This window comes from Pseudomonas sp. FP2338, assembly GCF_030687515.1.
In the GTDB taxonomy this organism is placed as follows: Bacteria; Pseudomonadota; Gammaproteobacteria; order Pseudomonadales; family Pseudomonadaceae; genus Aquipseudomonas; species Aquipseudomonas salomonii.
In genome coordinates, this window is the sequence record NZ_CP117436.1 from 1,488,717 (window position 1) to 1,505,194 (window position 16,478).

Consider the following 16,478-nt stretch of genomic DNA (forward strand, 5'->3'; position numbering starts at 1 on the left):
TCTAAAATGTGGGAGCTGGCTTGCCTGCGATAGCATCAACGAGGTTTAACTGATAAACCGAGGTGTCTGCATCGCAGGCAAGCCAGCTCCCACCTTTAGTTTTGTGTAAGGCTTAATGCCCGCATGCGCTGCAGCACAGCATTCAAGCCATTACTGCGCGACGGCGACAACTGCCGGGAAAGCCCCAGTTGAGCAAACCAGTCCGGCAGGTCAACGGCCTGCAACTCACTTGCCGACAACCCATTGACCCGTGCCAGCAGCAACGCCACCAACCCACGAATCATCCGCGCATCGCTGCTGGCGGCGAACTGCCAATGGCCGTCCTCCAAATGCCCCACCAGCCACACCAGGCTTTCACAACCCTGCACCAGGTTGGCGTCGATTTTGTCCGCATCCGCCAAGGCGGGCAGGCGTTCGCCCCATTGCATCAGCATCCGCGCGCGCTGTTCCCAACTGCCGACCGCTTGGAAGGCTTCCAGCGCAGCCGCGGCTTCGGTTGGCAGGCTCATCGCAACATATCCAGCGCCTGATCCAGCGCTTCAAAAAAGCGCTCCAGGTCATCGGAGTCGTTGTACAGCGCCAGGGACACACGGATTGCCCCGGACAAGTGCATGCCTTTGAGCAACGGCATTGCGCAGTGGTGCCCGGCGCGCACGGCAATGCCTTGCTCGGTCAGCAGGTGAGCGAGGTCGGCGTTGTGCACGCCTTCCACCACAAAGCTGGCCAAGGCTACGTGCGGCGAACCCAGGACGCGGACGCCATTGCGTGCGTTCAAGCCGCGCAGCAGGTAGTCGTGCAGCGCCGCTTCATGGGCGATCACCGCTGGCTGATCCAACGAACTCAGGTAATCCAGGCTGGCGCCCAGGCCAATCACACTGGCAATCGGCGGCGTGCCCGCTTCAAAACCCAGCGGGGCAGGGCGGAAGCTGGCGCTGTGGTAGTCCGCCTGTTGCACCATCTCGCCGCCAAACTGCCAGTGGCGCAGGTGATGCAGGGCTTCGTTGCGGCCATACAGCACACCCACGCCGTCCGGGCCATACAGCTTGTGGCTGGAAAATACATAGAAGTCGCACCCCAGGGCCTGTACATCGTGGCGGCCGTGGACGACGCCTTGGGCGCCATCGATAACGGTCAGCGCGCCGTAGGCCTTGGCCCGCGCTATCAGCGCTTCCAGCGGCTGCCAGGCGCCGAGCACGTTGGACAGCTGGCTTACCGCCAGCAGGCGTGTGCGCGGGCCGATCAACTCGGCGGCGGCCTGCAGGTCTATCACGCCATCATCGTCCAGGGGCAATACCACCAGGGTGAGCGCGCGACGTTTGGCCAGTTGCTGCCAGGGCAGCAGGTTGGCGTGGTGTTCCAGGGCGCTGATGACAATTTCATCACCCGCATTGAATAAGTGCTCAAGGCCATAGGCCAAGAGGTTCAGCGCAGACGTCGCGCCGTGGGTAAACACGATCTGCCCGCTGTCACCTGCGTTCAACCACTGCGCGACCTTGCTGCGACTGTCTTCAAACGCCTGGGTCGCGTGAGCCCCCGGCAAATGCTGGGCACGGTGCACATTGGCTGCGCCATTGGCGTAGTAATGGCTGATGGCATCCAACAGGGCTTGGGGTTTTTGTGTGGTGGCGGCGTTGTCCAGGTAGGTCTGGTCTTGCCGTTGCAGGGTGGCGATGGCCGGGAAATCGGCGCGCCAGGGGGAGGGCACAAGCATGGTCTTAAGACTCGTATAAGCGAGCCCCAGATTTGGGGCCCGCTAGTGGCATCGAGTGGCTGCTTAGTTGTGAGCGTGCAGCGCTTCGTTCAGTTCGATCGCCGATTTGTGGGTTTTGCACTCCACGGCACCGGTCTGGGAATTGCGACGGAACAGCAGGTCCGGCTGGCCGGCCAGTTCGCGGGCCTTGACCACTTTGACCAGTTGGTTGTGCTCGTCGAGCAGGGCAACCTTGGTGCCGGCAGTCACGTACAGGCCTGATTCCACGGTATTGCGGTCGCCCAACGGGATACCGATACCGGCGTTGGCGCCGATCAGGCAGCCTTCGCCCACCTTGATCACGATGTTGCCGCCGCCCGACAGGGTGCCCATGGTGGAGCAACCGCCGCCCAGGTCCGAACCCTTGCCGACGAACACGCCTGCCGATACGCGGCCTTCGATCATGCCCGGGCCTTCGGTGCCGCCGTTGAAGTTGACGAAACCTTCGTGCATCACGGTGGTGCCTTCGCCCACGTAGGCACCCAGGCGGATGCGCGCGGCATCAGCGATGCGCACGCCAGCTGGCACTACGTAGTCAGTCATTTTCGGGAACTTGTCCACCGAGAACACTTCCAGCAGCTCGCCACGCAGGCGTGCTTCCAGTTGGCGTTCGGCCAGTTCGTTGATGTCGATTGCGCCCTGGCTGGTCCACGCCACGTTCGGCAACTGCGGGAACACACCGGCCAGGCTCAGGCCGTGGGGCTTGACCAGGCGGTGGGACAGCAAGTGCAGCTTGAGGTAGGCCTCAGGCGTGGAGGTCAGTGCGGCGTCTTCGGCCAACAAGGTCGCGACCAATGGGGTGTGGCTTTCGGCCAGACGGCTGAGCAGTGCGGCCTGGGCCGTGTCGACACCTTTGAGCGCGTCAGCCAGTTGCAGCGCCTGGCTCACGGTGAAGGTAATAGCCTGGTTGCCCTCGGTGTAACCGAGGATCGGCGCGATGGCGGCAACGATCTCGGCCGACGGGTTGAGCAGCGGTTGTGCGTAAAACACTTCCAGCCAAGCACCTTGGCGGTTCTGAGTGCCGACGCCGAAGCCCAGGCTGAACAGGGAATTGGACATGCTGTTACCTCTACAAAAATGGAAGGCTGGCCTACTTGAGGGCCGCCGAATAACTATCTGGCTTGAAGCCAATCAGGGTTCTGTCACCGAGATCGAGCACCGGGCGCTTGATCATCGAGGGTTGTGCGAGCATCAATTCAATGGCTTTCGACTGATCGAGATCGGCTTTGCGTTCGTCTTCGAGTTTGCGAAAGGTGGTGCCCGCACGGTTCAAAACCACCTGCCAACCGTGCTCATTGCACCATTGGGTCAAGTGTTCGCGGTCGATACCGGCCGTTTTGTAGTCGTGGAACTCATAGCTCACAGCGTGCTCATCGAGCCAGGTGCGCGCCTTTTTCATGGTGTCGCAGGCTTTGATGCCGAAAAGGTGCAAGGTTTTGCTTGAAGCGGTCAAGGAATTGCCCCTCTTTGGACGTATGAAAGTTAAAGGTCACGGATTATGCCACGGCCAGCGGGTTTGGGTGCCGCTCGTCATACTTGCCGATGCTTCAGTGCGACTTATGTGCAAAAGCGCGTTGCGCAGCCATGGGGGTAACATAGCCGGTTAATATGGCACTTCAACGGCCAGTTGTTGCCTGATCGGTGTCATAGCAAGTCGATTGTCCGGGAAACCCGCGTTATGCAAACCGCCTACACCGTTCTTATCCTGCTGATGCTGGTCAGCGTTTCGCGCCTTGTCGGGCGCATTATTCCCCTGCCGCTGCCTTTGGTGCAGATTGCCGCCGGGGCCTTGCTGGCCTGGCCGACGCTGGGGCTGCACGTAGCGCTGGACCCGGAGCTGTTCCTGTTTCTGTTCCTGCCGCCGTTGCTGTTCTCCGATGGCTGGCGCATGCCCAAGCGCGAACTCTGGCGGCTCAGAGGCCCGATCCTTACGCTGGCGGTGGGGCTGGTGCTATTTACCGTGGTGGGCGCCGGTTACTTCATTCATTGGCTATTGCCTACGATCCCGTTGCCGGTGGCCTTCGCCTTGGCGGCCGTATTGTCCCCGACTGACGCCGTGGCGGTGTCGGCCATTTCCCAAAATCGCCTGCCAAAACCTTTGATGCATATGCTGCAAGGTGAGGCGCTGATGAATGACGCGTCGGGCCTGGTGACCTTCAAGTTCGCCCTGGCGGCCGCGTTGACCGGCGTATTTTCCCTGGCGGATGCCAGCCTGACCTTCGTGTTGGTAGCGGTGGGCGGCCTCGCGGTAGGCGTGGCGCTGAGCTGGTTGGTCGGTCGTTTGCGCGCCTGGATGATTGCCCGTGGCTGGGACGACCCGGCGACGCATGTGGTGTTTATGTTGTTGCTGCCGTTCGCGGCCTATGTGCTGGCCGAGCGCCTGGGCGCCTCGGGGATTCTCTCAGCGGTGGCGGCGGGCATGATGCAAAGCTGGCTCGACCTGCTGCCGCGCCAGACCAGCACGCGCTTGCTCAACCGCAGTGTCTGGTCGCTGCTGGAGTTTGCCTTCAATGGCCTGATTTTCCTGCTGTTGGGCCTGCAACTGCCGGATATCATCAAGGCCGTGGTCAGCCATGAGCCAACACTGTGGCCGACCCTGTTGTATCGCTGCCTGGATGTGGTCGCGATTTTTCTGGTGCTGGTGGTGTTGCGGTTTGTCTGGGTGCAGAGCATCTGGCGGCTGTCGGGCTTGTTGCGGCGGCTACGTGGGAAAAGCGAATTGACGCTCGTGCCCACGGCCCGCTCCTGCTGGCTGTTGACCGTGGGTGGCGTGCGCGGTGCGGTCACGTTGGCGGGTGTGATGTCGGTGCCTTTGCTGCTGGCGCCGGGTCAGGGTTTTCCGGAGCGCGACCTGCTGATCTTCATCGCCGCCGGGGTAATCCTGCTGTCGCTGGTGGCCGCCTGCATTGCGTTGCCGTTGCTGCTGCGCGGTATCGAGCAAAGCCCCGATGAAAAGCGCCATAACGAAGTGCGCGAGGCGTGGAAAAAGACCGCCGTAGCCGCCATCCACGCGCTGGAAGCGGACGAGCCTGCCGAAACCGAAACCCCAGACGCCGCGCAGGCAGCACTCGCGACCGAGCTAAAGGCGCGGCTAATGTCGGAGTACCGTCATCAGTTGGAATTATTCAACGATTCAGCCGAAGCTCAGGCGCTGGCGCACCAGATGGACTTGCTTGAACGCAAATTGCGCCTCAAGGCCCTGCGCGCGCAGCGCTTGGAGTTGTACAGCTTGAGCCGTCATCACCAGATTGGTGATGACGTGTTGCGCGAAGTATTGGCGGATCTGGATATGAGTGAGGCGAATCTGGGTCACGTGAAGTGACCCGGACGGTGCTTACCGACGGCGGTTGACGAAGTCCCGAATCCGTTCTGCCGCTTCCACACACTCCGCTAACGGCGCCACCAGCGCCAGGCGTACGCGCCCGGCACCCGGGTTGAAGCCGTCGACTTCGCGCGACAGGTACGAGCCCGGCACTACGGTCACGTGTTCTTCCACAAACAAGTCACGGCAGAACGCGGCATCGTCGCCCTTCACGTTCGGCCACAGATAGAAGCCGCCGTCTGGGGCTTGTACATCCAGCACTGGCTTGAGAATGGCCAGCACGGCGTCGAATTTCTCCCGATACATGTCACGGTTGGCCAATACGTGAGCTTCATCCTGCCAGGCAGCAATGCTGGCCAGCTGGGTTTGCACCGGCATCGCGCAACCGTGATAAGTGCGGTACAGCAGGAAGGCCTTGAGGATATCGGCATCGCCAGCCACGAAACCCGAGCGCAGGCCCGGCAGGTTGGAGCGCTTGGACAGGCTGTGGAACACCACGCAACGCTTGAAATCCTGGCGGCCCAGTTCCACGCAGGCGCTGAGCAGGCCTGGCGGCGGGGTTTGTTCGTCGAAGTACAGCTCGCTGTAGCACTCGTCGGCGGCGATCACGAAGTCGTATTCGTCGGCCAGGGCGATGAGCTTTTTCAGGGTCTCGACCGGGATCAACGCGCCGGTCGGGTTGCCGGGTGAGCACAGGAACAGGATCTGGCAGCGCTTCCAGATGTCTGGCGTTACCGCATCGAAATCCGGGTTGAAACCGTTGCTGTCCAGGCACGGCAGGTAATGCGGCTTGGCCCCGGCCAGGAACGCAGCGCCTTCGTAGATCTGATAGAACGGGTTGGGGCTGACCACCAGTGCATCATCGGCGCGGTTGACCACGGTTTGGGTGAAGGCAAACAGCGCCTCGCGGGTGCCGTTGACCGGCAGGATGTTGCGCGCCGGGTCCAGCCAACCTGTGGGCACGTTGAAGCGCCGCTCGCACCAGGCACCGATGGCCTCGCGCAGGGCCGGGATGCCCAGAGTGGTCGGGTACACCGCCATCTGGTCAAGGTTATCCGCCAGGGCCTTGGCTACGAAGGCTGGGGATTTGTGCTTCGGCTCGCCGATCGACAGCGCAATCGGGCGTTTGTCCGGGTTGGGCGTGACGCTGCCGAGCAGGGCGCGCAGTTTCTCGAACGGGTAGGGCTGGAGCTGGTTCAGGGCGTTGTTCATGTAAGCCTCGATCAAGATGAGTGCGGCCTTTTGTGGGAGCTGGCTTGCCTGCGATCGCATCGCTGCGGTGTACCAGATGCACCGCGGCGCCCGCATCGCAGGCAAGCCAGCTCCCACAGGGACCGTGCCCACTGGGACGTTAAAAATCAAATGGTCAGTCTGGTCAGCTCGACACCCGGTTCCTGGGTCACGCTCAACTGCTGCACGATGGCTTCCTGCAAGCGCAGGCACAGCTGCGGGTCGGACAGCGGTTGGTTGTCGGCGTCGGTAATGAAAAACACGTCTTCCACGCGCTCTCCCAGGGTCGCAATCTTGGCGTTTTGCAACGACAGGTCGAATTCCAGGAAGATCCCGCCGATGCGCGCCAGCAAGCCTGGGCGGTCGGGTGCGCTGAGTTCCAGCACTGTGACCGGGCGCTGGGCGTCGTTGGAAATGGTCACCTGGGGCGCAAACGCAAAGTGCTTGAGCTGGCGCGGTACCCGACGCTGGATGATGGTCGGGTAGTCGTCCGGGTTGCGCAAAGCCTCGGTAAGGCCTTCACGGATCTTTTTCACGCGTGCGGGGTTGTCGCCGATCGAGTCGCCTTCGGTGTCGAGCACGATATAGGTGTCGAGGGTGAACTGGCTGCTGGACGTGATAACCCGCGCGTCATGGATGTTCAGGTTGAGCTGGTCCATGGCGGCCACGGTCACGGCGAAGAAGTCGTGCTGGTCCGGCGCGTAGATGAAGATCTGCGTGCCGCCCTCGAATTCACGCTGGGTGGTTTCCTTGATCAGCACCAGTGGCCCACCGTCGGCCGGCTGCTGCAGGATCGCGTCACTGTGCCAGGCCACGTCGCCGGCGGTGTGGCGCAGGAAGTAATCATCGCCCAGTTGCGACCATAGCTGTTCGACGTCATCCGGGTCGTTACCGCCGCGCACCAGGATATCCAGGGCCGCGCTTTGGGTGCGGCGGATCTGCTCCTCGCGGTCCACCGGGTTTTCCAGGCCACGGCGCAGAGCGCGCTTGGTCTCGGTGTAGAGCTGGCGCAACAGGCTGGCGCGCCAGGAGTTCCACAGTGTCGGGTTGGTGGCGTTGATGTCGGAGACGGTCAGCACGTAGAGGTAATCGAGGCGGGTTTCATCGCCGACGATCCCGGCAAAGTCATGAATCACCTGCGGGTCGGACAAGTCTTTGCGCTGGGCGGTGGTCGACATCACCAGGTGGTTCTGCACCAGCCAGACGATCAGGCGGCTGTCCCACAGCGGCAGTTGGTGGCGCTGGCAGAAGGCTTCGGCATCGACCGCGCCCACTTCGGAGTGGTCGCCATGCCGGCCTTTGCCGATATCGTGGTACAGGCCGGCCAGGTAGATCAGTTCGGGCTTGGGCAACTTGGCCATGAGCTTGCTGGCCAGCGGGAATTTTTCCGACACCTGGGTGTACTGCAACTTGCGCAGGTGTTTGATCAAATTGAGCGTGTGGGCGTCCACGGTATAGATGTGGAACAGGTCGTGTTGCATCTGCCCGACGATAAAGCCGAACTCCGGCAGGTAGCGGCCGAGGATGCCGTAACGGTTCATGCGCCGCAGGTTGCGGTGGATGCCGATCTTGCACTTGAACAGTTCGATAAACAGGCTGGTGTTGCGGATATCGTTGCGAAATTCATCGTCGATCAGGTGACGGTTTTCCCGCAGCAGGCGGATGGTATCGGCGCGCACGCCTTTGATTTCCGGCTGCTGGGCCATCAGCACGAAGATTTCCAGCATGGCGAACGGTGTGCGGCGGAACACATTGTCGTTGCGCGCCTCGATATAGCCGTCGTGCAGTTGGAAGCGCGAGTTGATCGGCAGAGGCGGGGCTTCGTCCTCCGGGGCCAGAATCACTTCTTCAAAGTGCTGGATGATCAGGTCGCTGAGCTGGGCAATGCTCATGACCACGCGGTAATACTGCTGCATGAAGCTTTCGATGCTGGTTTTGGCGTCTTCGCCTTCAAACCCCAGCAGGGTGGCGATGGAGCGCTGGTGGTCGAACAGCAGGCGGTCTTCGGAGCGCCCGGCGAGCATGTGCAGGGCGTAACGCACCTTCCACAGGAACTCCTGGGACGAGGCCAGCAGGGCATTTTCGCTCTCGACCAGAAAGCCTTCGCCGGCCAGGGCGCGCAGATTGAGGGTGCCGTATTGGCGACGGGCCACCCACAGGATGGTCTGGATGTCGCGCAGCCCGCCCGGTGAGCCTTTGACGTTGGGCTCCAGGTTGTATTCGGTGTCGTTGTACTTGTGGTGCCGGGCTTTTTGCTCGGCACGCTTGGCCAGGAAGAACTCCTTGCTCGGCCACATATGCGCAGTGCTGGTGACCTCCAGCATGCGCTGGCGCAGGCGTTCGGGGCCGGCGATGGTGCGGCTTTCCATCAGGTTGGTGATCACGGTGAGGTCGGCGCGCGCTTCTTCGGCGCACTCGTCCACCGAGCGCACGCTCTGGCCGACTTCCAGGCCGATATCCCACAACAGCGTCAGAAAACGCTCGATGGAATCGCGAAAGATCTCATGGTCGGCACTGTCCAGCAGGATCAGCAGGTCGATGTCGGAGTAGGGATGCAGCTCGCCGCGACCGTAGCCGCCGACCGCCACCAAGGCGATGTCGGCGTCTTCACTCCAACTGAACTGTTCCCAGGCCTTTTGCAGGATGTTGTCGACGAACCAGGCGCGGTCCTCGATCAGCCGACGAATGTCGCGGCCGCTGCGAAAGCGCGCATCGAGCACCTCGCGGGCCTGGCGGATAGCCTTCTTGAAGGCGGCGATGGGGCTTGCCTTCAGGGCCAGTTCGGCCTGGAACTGGCCACGGTCGAAGAGTTCGGGATCCACCTGGGGCATCGATCGGCTTTCCTATCTGTCTATGGAGTCAGTCACAACGGTGTAGCTGGAAAACCGAGGCAACCATTACGCCGAGACGCGAGGGATCGTGTCGTCTGCGCGCAGGGTGAAGATCTCGTAGCCGGTTTCGGTGACGAGCAGGGTGTGTTCCCACTGGGCCGAGAGCTTGCGGTCCTTGGTGATGGCGGTCCAGCCGTCGCCCAGCACCTTGGTGTCGGCCTTGCCCTGGTTGATCATCGGCTCGATGGTGAAGGTCATGCCTGCCTTGAGTTCCATGCCGGTGCCGGCGCGGCCGTAGTGCAGAATCTGCGGTTCTTCGTGGAATACGGTGCCGATACCGTGGCCGCAGAATTCGCGCACCACCGAAAAGCCGTTCTTCTCTGCGTGCTTCTGGATCACTTCACCGATATCGCCCAGGCGGCAGCCAGGTTTTACGATCTCGATCGCCTTGTACATGCATTCCTGGGTGACCTGGGACAGGCGCTCAGCCCAGACCGGCACATTGCCGACGTGGAACATGCGGCTGGTATCGCCGAAATAGCGGTCCTTGATCACGGTAACGTCGATGTTCAGGGTATCGCCGTCCTTCAACGGCTTGTCGCCTGGAATTCCGTGGCAGACTACGTGGTTGACCGAGGTGCAGATCGACTTGGGGAAGCCCTTGTAGTTCAGGGGGGCAGGGATGGCCTTCTGCACGTTGACTATATAGTCGTGGCAGATCTGGTTCAGGGTTTCGGTGGTGACGCCTGGTTTGACATGCTCGGCAATCATTTCCAGCACGTCGGCAGCCAGTTTGCCGGCAATGCGCATGCCGGCGATGTCTTCGGCGGTTTTCAAACTAACGGTCATACAGGCTCTCTCTAGCGCGGCGCGCTGAAATCAATACGGTTTACGGGCGTGCGACAAATGGTTACGAAATTCGCACAAGCCTCAAAAAACGCGATTCTAACAGACGCTGGCGTCAAATCATGAGCCTCTGATGATCGCTTCTCTCTATAGAGTAGGGGTATGTTGGCTCTATTCAAGGGGTTACGCGAACGCGGTCGCCGGCAAATGTGATTGCGGGTTTCGTTTTCGTCCTTCGTGTGGTATAAAATGCGCCGCTTTCCGGGGATACCCCGCAAAGCTTAAATCCACACACGTGTCGACACGATGACCTGGGTGCCGGAGGCCTTGATGCCGCTGGTTGGTCATTGGGATACGTGGAGGCCAAACCCGACTTATTAAGGAACTATCATGTCCCAAGTCAACATGCGCGATATGCTGAAGGCCGGTGTGCACTTCGGTCACCAGACCCGTTACTGGAACCCGAAAATGGGTAAATACATTTTCGGCGCGCGTAACAAGATCCACATTATCAACCTTGAAAAAACCCTGCCAATGTTCAACGAAGCTCTGACTTTCGTAGAGCGTCTGGCCCAGGGCAAAAACAAGATCCTGTTCGTCGGCACCAAGCGTTCCGCTGGCAAGATCGTTGCTGAAGAAGCAGCACGTTGCGGTTCGCCGTACGTCGATCACCGCTGGTTGGGCGGCATGCTGACCAACTTCAAAACCATCCGTGCTTCCATCAAGCGTCTGCGTGACCTTGAAGTGCAAGCCGAAGACGGTACTTTCGCCAAGCTGACCAAGAAAGAAGCGCTGATGCGCACTCGCGATCTTGAGAAGCTCGATCGTTCCCTGGGTGGTATCAAGGACATGGGCGGTCTGCCTGACGCACTGTTCGTTATCGACGTTGATCACGAGCGCATCGCGATCACCGAAGCCAACAAGCTGGGCATCCCGGTTATCGGCGTAGTCGATACCAACAGCAGCCCGGAAGGCGTTGACTACATCATCCCAGGCAACGATGACGCAATCCGCGCTATCCAGCTGTACATGGGTTCGATGGCTGACGCTGTAATCCGTGGTCGCAACCACGTTGCTGGTGGTACCGAGCAGTTCGTTGAAGAAGCTCCGGTAGCTGCCGCTGAGTAATTAGCGCCCTGGCGTTGACTCAGTAAGCAAAAAGGGGGCTTGGCCCCCTTTTTGCCACCTCGAAAACCATTTGTCGGCAGCGCAGCTACAACTTCTGTAACGTGCAGCGGCCTACAAGGGTGATTCGGGAAGAATTGATCGCCCGTTTGATCGGGTGGAATGGTTGAAAACCTATCCAAGAGGATTTTGAAATGGCAGAGATTACTGCAGCGTTGGTTAAAGAACTGCGTGAGCGTACCGGCGAAGGCATGATGGATTGCAAAAAGGCCTTGACCAAGGCTGGCGGCGACATCGAAAAAGCCATCGACGACATGCGTGCTTCCGGCGCCATCAAGGCTGCCAAGAAAGCAGGCAACGTTGCTGCTGAAGGCGCTATCGCTCTGGTTGAAGACGGCAAGGCTGCCGTTCTGCTGGAAGTGAACTCCCAGACCGACTTCCTGGCTCTGCAGGACGACTTCAAGGCATTCGTTGCTGCCAGCGTCAAGAAAGCATTCGATGACAAGCTCACTACCGTTGAGCCGTTGATCGAAGCTCAAGAAGCTGATCGCCTGGTACTGGTCGGCAAGGTTGGCGAAAACGTCAACATCCGTCGCCTGGCTCGCATCGAAGGTGATGTGGTTGGTGGTTACCTGCACGGCAACAAAATCGGCGTTGTGGTTGCCCTGAAAGGCGGCGACGTTGAGCTGGCAAAAGACATCGCTATGCACGTAGCGGCCAGCAACCCTGAATTCCTGCTGCCATCGGAAGTCTCCGCTGACGCAATCGAACGCGAAAAAGCCGTGTTCCTGAGCCTCAACGCTGACAAGATCGCCGGCAAGCCGGAAAACATCGTTGAAAACATGATCAAAGGCCGTATCAGCAAGTTCCTGGCTGAAGCGAGCCTGGTTGAGCAGGCGTTCGTCAAGAACCCTGAAATCAAGGTTGGCGAACTGGCCAAGAAAGCCGGTGCTGAAATCGTTTCCTTCACCTACTACAAAGTAGGCGAGGGCATCGAGAAGCCGGTCGACAACTTCGCTGAAGAAGTTGCTGCCCAGCTGGCTGCCGCCAAGCAATAAGACAGTTTTCAACTGTCGCCGAAAGAGGCTGCCCGCTCACGCGCGCAGCCTCTTTTCAAATGGGAAGGCCAATTTTATTTGGTTTCCTGTCGGAACTGGCTTACAAAGCCGTGTTCCGATGGCGCTGTGATAGCGTCCAGCTAGAGTGAACGCAAGCCGTAAACGGCTCGCCAAGAATTTTTAAAAAATACGCCGCAGGAGAGATTCGCAATGGCTCAGCAGGGCAGTGGTTATCAGGCTCGCTATAAACGCATTCTACTCAAGCTCAGCGGCGAGGCCCTGATGGGCTCGGAAGAGTTCGGGATCGATCCCAAGGTGCTCGACCGCATGGCGCTGGAAGTCGGCCAACTGGTCGGCATCGGCGTACAAGTCGGCCTGGTGATTGGCGGCGGTAACCTGTTCCGTGGCGCGGCACTGAGCGCTGCCGGTATGGACCGTGTCACTGGCGACCACATGGGCATGCTGGCCACTGTGATGAACGCCCTGGCCATGCGCGACGCCCTGGAGCGCGCCAATATCTCGGCCATCGTGATGTCGGCTATTTCCATGGTTGGCGTGACTGATCACTATGATCGTCGCAAAGCCATGCGCCACCTGAACGCCAAAGAAGTGGTGATCTTTGCTGCCGGTACCGGCAACCCGTTCTTCACTACGGATTCGGCTGCTTGCCTGCGCGCCATCGAAATCGATGCCGACGTGGTGCTCAAGGCCACCAAGGTGGATGGCGTCTACACTGCTGACCCATTCAAAGACCCGCATGCCGAGAAGTTCGATCATCTGACCTACGATGAAGTGCTGGATCGCAAGCTGGGTGTGATGGACCTGACGGCTATTTGCCTGTGCCGCGACCACAAGATGCCGCTGCGCGTATTTAACATGAACAAGCCCGGTGCCCTGCTGAATATCGTACACGGCGGCGCGGAAGGGACTCTGATCGAGGAAGGCCAACAATGATCAACGAAATCAAGAAAGACGCTCAAGAGCGTATGCACAAATCCCTGGAGTCTCTGAACCACGCGTTTGGTCAGATTCGTACCGGCAAGGCGCACCCAAGCATTCTGGGCAGTGTGATGGTGCCGTACTACGGTACTGATACCTCCATCACCCAGGTAGCCAACATTACCGTAAAAGACTCGCGCACCCTGCAAGTCGTGGCTTTTGAGCGCAACATGCTCGGCGCTGTCGACAAAGCCATCCAGAGCGCCGGCTTGAACCTCAACCCGACCAACCTGGGCGAGTTGCTGCTGATCTCCATGCCGGCCCTGACCGAGGAAACCCGTAAAGGCTTCACCAAGCAGGCGCGCAGCGCGGCTGAAGACGCGCGGGTTGCGGTGCGTAATATCCGCCGTGATGCGCTGGGTGACCTGAAGAAGCTGGTCAAGGACAAGGAAATCAGCGAAGACGAAGAACGTCGCGCCGTCGCCGACATCGACAAGCTGACCAAAGATTCCGAGGCCCAGATCACCAAGGCCACGGAAGAGAAAGAAAAGGACCTGATGGCCGTATAAGGGGTCAGGACGCCTTCATGGAAAAGACCAAGCAGACTGTGCCCTCTGTGGTGCCGCGCCATGTCGCGATCATCATGGATGGGAATAATCGCTGGGCGAAGAAACGCTTTATGCCGGGTGTCGCCGGGCATAAAGCGGGTGTCGATGCAGTGCGCGCCGTGATTGAGGTGTGTGCCGAGGCCAAGGTCGAAGTGTTGACCTTGTTTGCCTTCTCCAGTGAGAACTGGCAACGGCCGGCCGAAGAAGTCAGTGCCTTGATGGACCTGTTCTTCAAGGCTTTGCGTCGTGAGGCCAAGCGCCTCAACGACAACAACATCAGCCTGCGTATCATCGGTGATCGCTCGCGGTTTCATCCGGAGTTGCAGGCGGCCATGCGCGAAGCTGAAGCCATAACCGCCGGCAGCGACCGCTTTGTGCTGCAGATCGCGGCCAACTATGGCGGCCAGTGGGATATCGCCCAGGCCGCGCAGCGCCTGGCTCGCGAAGTACAGGCCGGGCACCTGCGGGCCGACGACATCACGCCTGAACTGCTGCAAACCTGCCTGGTGACCGGCGACCTGCCGTTGCCGGACCTGTGCATCCGCACCGGTGGCGAGCACCGCATCAGCAATTTCCTGTTGTGGCAGCTAGCCTACACCGAGCTGTACTTCTCCGACCTGTTCTGGCCGGACTTCAAACACGATGCCATGCGTAATGCGCTGGCCGATTTCGCTTCCCGTCAGCGCCGCTTCGGTAAAACGAGCGAGCAGATCGAAGCTGGAGCCCGGGTTTAAATGCTTAAACAACGAATCATCACCGCACTGATCCTGCTGCCGATTGCCTTGTGTGGGTTCTTCCTGCTCGACGGTTCCGGCTTTGCGCTGTTTATTGGCGTGGTCGTGACCCTGGGTGCCTGGGAATGGGCGCGTCTGGCGGGCTTTACTGCGCAATTGCCGCGCGTGGTCTACGCCGCTGTCGTGGCGCTGTTGCTGTTTCTGATGCATACCCTGTCGAGCATCGTGGTGCCTTGGGTATTGGGCGCTGCAGTGCTGTGGTGGGCGCTCGCGACCTTCCTGGTGCTGACGTTTCCACGCACCAGCGGCCATTGGTCCAGTGTCGCCAGTAAATTGGTGATTGGCTTGCTGATTTTGCTGCCGGCCTGGCAAGGCCTGGTGGAAATCAAGAATGCGCCCATGGGCAACTGGTTGATCATGGCGGTGATGGTGCTGGTGTGGGGCGCGGATATTGGCGCCTACTTCTCCGGCCGCGCCTTCGGCAAGCGCAAGCTGGCCCCGGCTGTCAGCCCAGGCAAAAGCTGGGAAGGCGTCTACGGCGGCTTGGCGTTGACCTTGCTGATCACGCTGGTGGTGGGTGTGGTGCGCGACTGGTCGGTAAAGGAAATACTCCTGGCCCTGCTGGGTACGGCCGTCGTGGTGTTCATCTCGGTGGTGGGCGACCTGACTGAAAGCATGTTCAAGCGCCAGGCCGGAATCAAAGACAGCAGCAACCTGCTGCCGGGTCATGGCGGCGTGCTGGATCGTATCGACAGTCTTACCGCTGCGATTCCGATCTTTGCCGTATTGCTGTGGATGACGGCTTCGTGAGCCGCTTGCAACAGGTGACCGTGCTGGGTGCGACCGGCTCGGTCGGGCTGAGCACCCTGGATGTGATCGCTCGCCATCCTGACCGTTATCAGGTGTTTGCCTTGACCGGCTTCACCCGTTTGGCCGAGCTGCTGGCCCTGTGCGTGCGTCATACGCCGCGCTTTGCCGTAGTGCCTGAAGTGGCGGCAGCCCGTGGCTTGCAGCAACAACTGCAGGCTGCCGGGCTGGTCACGCAAGTGTTGGTCGGTGAGGAAGGTTTGTGCCAGGTGTCGGCGGATGCCGAGGTGGACACCGTGGTGGCTGCCATTGTCGGCGCGGCGGGTTTGCGCCCGACCCTGGCGGCGGTGGATGCCGGCAAGAAGATCCTGCTGGCCAATAAAGAAGCGCTGGTGATGTCCGGCACGCTCTTTATGCAGGCGGTACGCAAGAGCGGCGCGGTGTTACTGCCCCTCGACAGTGAGCACAACGCAATCTTCCAGTGCATGCCCGGCGATTTTGCCCGCGGCTTGAGCCAGGTGGGTGTGCGGCGGATTCTTCTTACGGCATCCGGTGGCCCGTTCCGGCAAACTCCACTGGCTGATCTGGAGCACGTGTCGCCTGATCAGGCCTGTGCACACCCGAACTGGTCCATGGGGCGCAAGATTTCCGTGGACTCGGCGAGCATGATGAACAAAGGCCTGGAGTTGATCGAAGCGTGTTGGTTGTTCGACGCTCGGCCCGATCAGGTGGAAGTGGTGATCCACCCGCAAAGTGTGATTCATTCCCTGGTCGACTATGTGGACGGTTCGGTGTTGGCGCAGTTGGGTAACCCGGACATGCGCACGCCGATCGCCAATGCTTTGGCCTGGCCGGAGCGGATTGACTCGGGTGTTGCGCCGTTGGACCTGTTCGCGGTTGCGCGCCTGGACTTCGAGGCACCGGACGAGCAACGCTTCCCGTGCCTGCGCTTGGCGCGGCAAGCGGCAGAGGCGGGCAACAGCGCGCCGGCGATGCTCAATGCGGCAAACGAGGTGGCTGTGGCGGCGTTTCTGGACGGGCGTATTCGTTTCCCGCAGATCCCGAGTATCATCGAGGAAGTTTTGAGCCTTGAGCCCGTTGTGGCAGTGGATGATTTAGGTGCAGTGTTCGAGGCCGATGCAAAGGCCCGTACCCTCGCCGAGCAATGGTTGAACCGCAACGCGCGTTAGTCTGTGGGTGGGTTTGAGCCTTCAGGCACTGGATTGGA

The 16,478-nt window shown here is 60.3% G+C and carries 15 protein-coding genes; 8 read left to right on the forward strand and 7 right to left on the reverse strand.

Going from position 1 to position 16,478, the window contains the following annotated elements; genetic code table 11:
* Nucleotides 1-95: 95 nt before the first annotated feature.
* The 4 genes from PSH96_RS06685 to PSH96_RS06700 all read right to left on the reverse strand — a co-directional run bounded on the left by PSH96_RS06685 (nucleotide 96) and on the right by PSH96_RS06700 (nucleotide 3,149).
* Nucleotides 96-509, reverse strand: coding sequence for a SufE family protein (locus tag PSH96_RS06685; RefSeq protein ID WP_305458347.1), 414 nt, complete (start codon nucleotides 507-509; stop codon nucleotides 96-98).
* Nucleotides 506-1,711: an aminotransferase class V-fold PLP-dependent enzyme gene (locus PSH96_RS06690; RefSeq protein ID WP_305458349.1), complete on the reverse strand. Its 1,206-nt coding sequence runs from the start codon at nucleotides 1,709-1,711 to the stop codon at nucleotides 506-508. The genes PSH96_RS06685 and PSH96_RS06690 overlap by 4 nt, the downstream gene beginning before the upstream one ends.
* Nucleotides 1,712-1,774: 63 nt before the next feature.
* Nucleotides 1,775-2,809, reverse strand: coding sequence for a 2,3,4,5-tetrahydropyridine-2,6-dicarboxylate N-succinyltransferase (dapD, locus tag PSH96_RS06695; protein ID WP_017137134.1), 1,035 nt, complete (start codon nucleotides 2,807-2,809; stop codon nucleotides 1,775-1,777).
* A 31-nt stretch (nucleotides 2,810-2,840) separates the two neighbouring features.
* Nucleotides 2,841-3,149, reverse strand: coding sequence for an arsenate reductase (locus PSH96_RS06700; protein WP_231982825.1), 309 nt, complete (start codon nucleotides 3,147-3,149; stop codon nucleotides 2,841-2,843).
* A gap of 279 nt (nucleotides 3,150-3,428) precedes the next feature.
* Here PSH96_RS06700 and PSH96_RS06705 point away from each other — a divergent pair, with 279 nt between their 5' ends.
* Entirely contained in the window at nucleotides 3,429-5,072 is a 1,644-nt protein-coding gene (locus PSH96_RS06705) for a Na+/H+ antiporter (protein ID WP_305458351.1), read from the forward strand.
* A 12-nt stretch (nucleotides 5,073-5,084) separates the two neighbouring features.
* Here the strand turns inward: PSH96_RS06705 and dapC are convergent, their stop codons facing one another.
* From dapC to map, 3 genes are all read right to left on the reverse strand, one after another.
* The gene (gene dapC / locus PSH96_RS06710) at nucleotides 5,085-6,284 is read right to left on the reverse strand and encodes a succinyldiaminopimelate transaminase (RefSeq protein ID WP_305458353.1); all 1,200 of its coding nucleotides are present in this window, start codon (nucleotides 6,282-6,284) and stop codon (nucleotides 5,085-5,087) included.
* Nucleotides 6,285-6,430: 146 nt separating this feature from the next.
* Complete coding sequence (locus tag PSH96_RS06715; protein ID WP_056857539.1) at nucleotides 6,431-9,133, reverse strand: [protein-PII] uridylyltransferase; 2,703 nt, start codon at nucleotides 9,131-9,133, stop codon at nucleotides 6,431-6,433.
* A 66-nt stretch (nucleotides 9,134-9,199) separates the two neighbouring features.
* The gene (map, locus tag PSH96_RS06720; protein ID WP_032877377.1) at nucleotides 9,200-9,982 is read right to left on the reverse strand and encodes a type I methionyl aminopeptidase; all 783 of its coding nucleotides are present in this window, start codon (nucleotides 9,980-9,982) and stop codon (nucleotides 9,200-9,202) included.
* A 387-nt stretch (nucleotides 9,983-10,369) separates the two neighbouring features.
* On the opposite strand from map, the gene rpsB reads away from it, so the two are divergent.
* From rpsB to ispC, 7 genes are all read left to right on the forward strand, one after another.
* On the forward strand, nucleotides 10,370-11,107 hold the full coding sequence (rpsB, locus tag PSH96_RS06725) for a 30S ribosomal protein S2 (protein WP_003219330.1): 738 nt from the start codon (nucleotides 10,370-10,372) through the stop codon (nucleotides 11,105-11,107).
* Nucleotides 11,108-11,298: 191 nt separating this feature from the next.
* Nucleotides 11,299-12,162, forward strand: coding sequence for a translation elongation factor Ts (gene tsf / locus PSH96_RS06730; protein WP_053254736.1), 864 nt, complete (start codon nucleotides 11,299-11,301; stop codon nucleotides 12,160-12,162).
* Between the two features lie 210 nt (nucleotides 12,163-12,372).
* Nucleotides 12,373-13,116 carry a UMP kinase gene (gene pyrH, locus PSH96_RS06735; RefSeq protein WP_003172271.1) on the forward strand — a complete coding sequence of 248 codons (744 nt, stop codon included), beginning with the start codon at nucleotides 12,373-12,375 and terminating at the stop codon, nucleotides 13,114-13,116.
* Nucleotides 13,113-13,670: a ribosome recycling factor gene (gene frr / locus PSH96_RS06740; protein WP_065928975.1), complete on the forward strand. Its 558-nt coding sequence runs from the start codon at nucleotides 13,113-13,115 to the stop codon at nucleotides 13,668-13,670. Before pyrH ends, frr begins: the two co-directional genes overlap by 4 nt.
* A gap of 17 nt (nucleotides 13,671-13,687) precedes the next feature.
* Nucleotides 13,688-14,443 (forward strand): polyprenyl diphosphate synthase, encoded by a 756-nt coding sequence (gene uppS / locus PSH96_RS06745; RefSeq protein WP_305458355.1) that lies wholly within the window; start codon nucleotides 13,688-13,690, stop codon nucleotides 14,441-14,443.
* On the forward strand, nucleotides 14,444-15,253 hold the full coding sequence (locus tag PSH96_RS06750; RefSeq protein WP_056857536.1) for a phosphatidate cytidylyltransferase: 810 nt from the start codon (nucleotides 14,444-14,446) through the stop codon (nucleotides 15,251-15,253).
* Complete coding sequence (gene ispC / locus PSH96_RS06755) at nucleotides 15,250-16,440, forward strand: 1-deoxy-D-xylulose-5-phosphate reductoisomerase (RefSeq protein WP_058421674.1); 1,191 nt, start codon at nucleotides 15,250-15,252, stop codon at nucleotides 16,438-16,440. The genes PSH96_RS06750 and ispC overlap by 4 nt, the downstream gene beginning before the upstream one ends.
* Nucleotides 16,441-16,478: the final 38 nt, after the last annotated feature.

Bases quoted from the DNA above. Each gene is read 5' to 3' on its own strand.
- tsf (WP_053254736.1), top strand. From the start codon at position 11,299: ATGGCAGAGATTACTGCAGCGTTGGTTAAAGAACTGCGTGAGCGTACC.
- pyrH (WP_003172271.1), top strand. From the start codon at position 12,373: ATGGCTCAGCAGGGCAGTGGTTATCAGGCTCGCTATAAACGCATTCTA.
- PSH96_RS06750 (WP_056857536.1), top strand. From the start codon at position 14,444: ATGCTTAAACAACGAATCATCACCGCACTGATCCTGCTGCCGATTGCC.
- PSH96_RS06690 (WP_305458349.1), bottom strand. From the start codon at position 1,711: ATGCTTGTGCCCTCCCCCTGGCGCGCCGATTTCCCGGCCATCGCCACC.
- PSH96_RS06705 (WP_305458351.1), top strand. From the start codon at position 3,429: ATGCAAACCGCCTACACCGTTCTTATCCTGCTGATGCTGGTCAGCGTT.
- frr (WP_065928975.1), top strand. From the start codon at position 13,113: ATGATCAACGAAATCAAGAAAGACGCTCAAGAGCGTATGCACAAATCC.
- uppS (WP_305458355.1), top strand. From the start codon at position 13,688: ATGGAAAAGACCAAGCAGACTGTGCCCTCTGTGGTGCCGCGCCATGTC.
- dapC (WP_305458353.1), bottom strand. From the start codon at position 6,284: ATGAACAACGCCCTGAACCAGCTCCAGCCCTACCCGTTCGAGAAACTG.
- map (WP_032877377.1), bottom strand. From the start codon at position 9,982: ATGACCGTTAGTTTGAAAACCGCCGAAGACATCGCCGGCATGCGCATT.
- PSH96_RS06685 (WP_305458347.1), bottom strand. From the start codon at position 509: ATGAGCCTGCCAACCGAAGCCGCGGCTGCGCTGGAAGCCTTCCAAGCG.
- PSH96_RS06700 (WP_231982825.1), bottom strand. From the start codon at position 3,149: ATGAAAAAGGCGCGCACCTGGCTCGATGAGCACGCTGTGAGCTATGAG.
- dapD (WP_017137134.1), bottom strand. From the start codon at position 2,809: ATGTCCAATTCCCTGTTCAGCCTGGGCTTCGGCGTCGGCACTCAGAAC.
- PSH96_RS06715 (WP_056857539.1), bottom strand. From the start codon at position 9,133: ATGCCCCAGGTGGATCCCGAACTCTTCGACCGTGGCCAGTTCCAGGCC.
- rpsB (WP_003219330.1), top strand. From the start codon at position 10,370: ATGTCCCAAGTCAACATGCGCGATATGCTGAAGGCCGGTGTGCACTTC.